The 4,133-nt window shown below is 63.3% G+C and carries 5 protein-coding genes; 3 read left to right on the top strand and 2 right to left on the bottom strand.

Annotated features, from left to right (window positions below):
- Together J0I79_RS34085 and J0I79_RS34080 are read left to right on the top strand one after the other, a co-directional pair.
- Positions 1-614: acyl-CoA dehydrogenase (locus J0I79_RS34085; protein WP_292870269.1), on the top strand; the 614-nt coding region annotated here is incomplete at its 5' end.
- A 19-nt stretch (positions 615-633) separates the two neighbouring features.
- On the top strand, positions 634-1,386 hold the full coding sequence (locus J0I79_RS34080) for a crotonase/enoyl-CoA hydratase family protein (protein ID WP_292870266.1): 753 nt from the start codon (positions 634-636) through the stop codon (positions 1,384-1,386).
- Between the two features lie 13 nt (positions 1,387-1,399).
- Here J0I79_RS34080 and J0I79_RS34075 read toward each other — a convergent pair whose 3' ends face one another.
- Positions 1,400-2,737: a serine hydrolase gene (locus tag J0I79_RS34075; protein WP_292870263.1), complete on the bottom strand. Its 1,338-nt coding sequence runs from the start codon at positions 2,735-2,737 to the stop codon at positions 1,400-1,402.
- 162 nt (positions 2,738-2,899) lie between these two features.
- Complete coding sequence (gene pdxH / locus J0I79_RS34070) at positions 2,900-3,517, bottom strand: pyridoxamine 5'-phosphate oxidase (protein WP_292870260.1); 618 nt, start codon at positions 3,515-3,517, stop codon at positions 2,900-2,902.
- A 58-nt stretch (positions 3,518-3,575) separates the two neighbouring features.
- Between pdxH and J0I79_RS34065 the strand changes: the two genes are divergently transcribed.
- A complete protein-coding gene (locus tag J0I79_RS34065; protein WP_292870258.1) occupies positions 3,576-4,037 on the top strand; it encodes an RT0821/Lpp0805 family surface protein in 462 nt (153 codons plus the stop codon).
- Positions 4,038-4,133: the final 96 nt, after the last annotated feature.

Raw genomic sequence — 4,133 nt, 5'->3', positions numbered from 1 at the left:
ACTGGCGCGACCGGGCCAATCTCCTGACGCCGCTGGCCAAGGCGTTTTCGACCGATGTCGGCGTCGAGGTGGCTTCGCTGGGTGTCCAGGTGCATGGCGGCATGGGCTTCATCGAGGAAACGGGAGCGGCGGCACTTTATCGCGATGCCCGCATCGCGCCGATCTATGAGGGAACCAACGGCATCCAGGCGATCGATCTGGTGGTGCGCAAATTGCCGCTCGGCGGCGGCGAACATGTACATGGCTTCATCGGCGAACTGGCTGCCGTTGCCAATGCCGTGCGCACCTCCAACCTGCCAGGTTTAGGCCGCACCGCCGATGCCCTTGACGCTGCCCTCGGCGATCTGACGCTGGCGACCCGCTTCCTGCAAAAGCAGTCGGCTGACGGTCAGCCGGACAAGGCGTTGGCAGGTGCGACGCCATATCTCAGGCTGATCTCGCTTGCCGCCGGGGGCGCCTATCTGGCGCGCGGCGCGCTGGCGGACCAGGCCCGTATCGGCCTTTGCCGGTTCTTCACCGAAAACCTGCTGGGTGAAACGCGCGCCTTGAAAGATCGCGTCATCGATGGCGGCGAAAGCCTTGCCGACGCCGGCAAGACGCTGATCTCAGCCTGACCTTCACAAGGAAAAGACCGTGACAGACCATATTGTCGTCGAGCGCCAGGGCGCCATCCAGATCATCCGCATGAACCGCCCGGACAAGAAGAATGCGCTGACTCGCGCCATGTACGCGAAGATGTCGTCGGCTCTTGCCGAAGGCGACGCCGATCCCGCGATCCGCGTCCATGTCTTCCTTGGCGTTCCGGGCGCTTTCTCTTCCGGTAACGACCTTGCCGACTTCATGGTTATCGCCACCGGCGGCGATGGTGGAACCGAGGTCTGGGATTTCCTGATGGCGCTGACCAGGGTGGAAAAACCCATCGTCTCCGGCGTCGACGGCATCGCGGTCGGCATTGGCACGACGATCAATCTGCATTGCGACCTCACCTTCGCCACGCCGCGCACCGTGTTCAGGACGCCGTTCGTCGATCTTGGCCTGGTGCCCGAAGCGGGATCGAGCCTGCTCGCGCCACGCATTCTCGGGCAGCAGGGCGCGTTCGCGCTGCTTGGCCTTGGCGAAGGCTTTTCGGCCGAGCGAGCGAAGGCCGCCGGCCTGATCTATGACGTGGTCGAGGAAGGCGCACTGGAAGCCTCGGTGCTTGCCGCAGCCGGCCAGATCGCGGCCAAGCCGCCCGAGGCTCTGAAGATCGCGCGCGATCTCATGCGCGGCTCGCGCGACGACCTCGTCGCTCGTATCGGCGAGGAGAGCGAGCATTTCCGCCAGCGGCTGAAATCGGACGAAGCGCGCGCCGCATTGACCGCCTTCATGACCCGGAAAAAGGCCTGACCGGTTTTGCTGGTCAAGGGATACGTGGCGCCTGCACCCGCTGGCCTGACTGGTAAAGAGTAAGACTTTCGGCCTGGCCTGATCCCTCAAAGGTGATCTGGGCGTCGACAATCCTGAGGAAGAAGTCGCGCTCGGCCTCGGGGAAGATCTCGTACTGTTCCTGGCCGGTCAGCTGCACCATGAGACGGTCGCCATCCCGGCTCACATCGATGACCGCACCTGGAGCCAATTGGTATTGGCCGACATAATTATCGTAAAGCCGGGGATCGATGCTGATTTCGGTGCGCCGCTTTGGCGGCGGGGCCAGCGCCGTCTTGCGATCGAGCAGGTGCCGGCCGAAATTGTCGACGAACTCCGTCACCGTATTCGCCAGAACCACCACGCCCCGCCGGGATTTCGGCAGGAAGCCGAGGAAGGAGCAGTAGCCGCCGGTACCGCCATTGTGCCAGACCATCTCCTCGCCGCCGGTTTTCTCGATCATCCAGCCGAGGCCGATCTCCGTCGTATCCGCGCCGAGCGGCCGCCGTGTGCCCAGCGTCAGGTCGAAGGCTGCGGCCAAGGGCGAGGTGCGGTCGAATGCCGCTTCGATGAAAGTGATCAGATCCCGAACCGTCGAACGCAAGGCGCCGGCGCCGGCAAGCGTTGGCAGATTCCAGTTCGCGGTGGGCTCCAGGCCTAGTTCGTGCCCATGTGCGAGCCTTGCCGACAATGCCGGGGATAACGCGATCGCGGTGCTGTCCATCCCAAGCGGGGCGGTAATGCGATCCTGGATCAGTTGGTCGTAACCAATCCCGGCGCGCCGCGCCAGAACGTGCCCCAGCAGCCCGAAACCGACATTGGAGTACTCATGGTGCGTGCCGATGTCGTGCGCCAACTGGTGGCTGGAGAGAAATTCGTGGAGCTGCTCGACCGTATAGTCTGCATAGGGATCCGCATTGTCCGCCGGTGCAATGTTGTCGGGCAGCCGCGGCAGCGACGACATATGGCTGGCAAGGTCGGCCAGGGTGATCAATTTGCCGTTGCGCGTTGGCACCGTAACCCCGGCCGGCATGAATTTTTGAACGGGGTCGTCGAGCCTCAGCTCACCCTTGCTGGCCATGTCGGCCAGCAGAAGCGTCGTGAAGACCTTGGTGATCGAGCCGATCTCGAACAGCGTATCGCCGTCGACCAGGCGAGGATCGTTTTCGGAGAAGCGGCCCTGGGCGACCACGCGGCGCCCGGAGGGCTCGACAATGCCGACCACCACGCCCATCGCCTGTCCGTGCTCGCCGACGCGCGCGGAAAGAATTTCGGCTATCTCACGGTCTGACAGTATGGCGAAACGTCTGTCCGCTGCGTTGGCGTCGGTCACCGGGCTCTCCTTCAAAGCACTTCTCGAGAGGCGACGCTCTGCCGCCTGGAGACGTTGGCGCCTGAGCCCCGCAGTCCCGCCAGCGGAACTTCCATTGCCCTGATTGCCCAGGCATTACAGCCAGGGGACTGTCTGAGGCAGAATCTCTCGTCCGGGGCCGGTTCAGGGGTAAAGCCGTGTCTTGTCCCAGCCGCCCCCGTCCTTGCGCGAGAAAACGACGCGGTCATGCAGCCGGAACGGCCTGTCGTGCCAGAATTCGATCGTCTTCGGCACGATCCGGAATCCCGACCAATGTTTCGGACGCGGAATCTCGCCGATGGCGTGGCGGGCCGTATACTCGGCAACCGCCTTCTCCAGCGCGAACCGGCTTTCCAGCGGCCGCGACTGTTTCGAGGCCCAGGCGCCGATGCGGCTGCCGCGCGGCCGCGTCGCGTAATAGGCGTCGGCTTCCGCGTCGCTGACAATCTCAACCGGACCTCGAATGCGCACCTGCCGGCGCAGCGACTTCCAGTGGAAACACATGGCCGCCTTCATGCTGCCAAGAATCTCCTGGCCCTTGGCGCTCTCGAAATTCGTGTAGAACACAAAGCCACTCTCATCGAAGCCTTTGAGCAGAACCATCCGCACATCCGGCATGCCTTCGGCATCGACGGTCGCCAGCGCTACGCCGTTGGCGTCGTTGATTTCGCTTTTCGTGGCGTCATCCAGCCACGCGGCAAAGAGGCGAAACGGCTCGGCGGCCTCGGTAAAGTCACCGCTTGTTAACTCTGCATCACTCATAGTTTTTCTCAAATTGTCACGAAGCCGGTATTTTGGCCGGGCAAAGGGGGATTGCCGATTGTCGCGTATCGCGCAAGCCTTTGACAGCAGGCAATGGAGCGTTATCGCTTCGGCCAGCGCGAAAGCGATGATCGTGGCGGCCGCCTTGCCGCTTGCCGCTTGCGGTGCGGGCGGCTTCAGCCTGGAAAAAGCCGAGGTCGACCGCTCGATCCTGACCTCGAGCACATCCGCCTCGGCCAAGCCGGCCGATTCGGATCGCGACTCCGATCAGACGACGATCGGCAACGCCGTATCATCGGCCGATATCGAGCAGCTCGGCGGACAGGCCGTGCCCTGGGCGAATGCCGGCACCGGCTCGCGCGGCTCCATCACCGAACTTGCGGAACTGAAGGACCGTGGCCAGACATGCCGCCGCTTCAAGGCGTCGCGTGAAAGCTTTGACGGGGTCGCCATGTTCCAGGGCGAACTGTGCCTTGCCAGCGCCGGCGGTTGGCGCATGCAGGACTTCACGGCGCTCTGATTTTTCCGCCTTTGATATGACTGTCCGCTACTGGAATTTCTTCCTATGCGAGCGCATATAGGAGGCAAGTATGGACTCAACTCATCTCCAGGGCAG

It is taken from the genome of Mesorhizobium sp. (assembly GCF_017306585.1).
Classification (GTDB): Bacteria; Pseudomonadota; Alphaproteobacteria; order Rhizobiales; family Rhizobiaceae; genus Mesorhizobium.
This window is presented reverse-complemented; position numbering and strand designations above follow the sequence as displayed.

Bases quoted from the DNA above. Each gene is read 5' to 3' on its own strand.
- pdxH (WP_292870260.1), bottom strand. From the start codon at position 3,517: ATGAGTGATGCAGAGTTAACAAGCGGTGACTTTACCGAGGCCGCCGAG.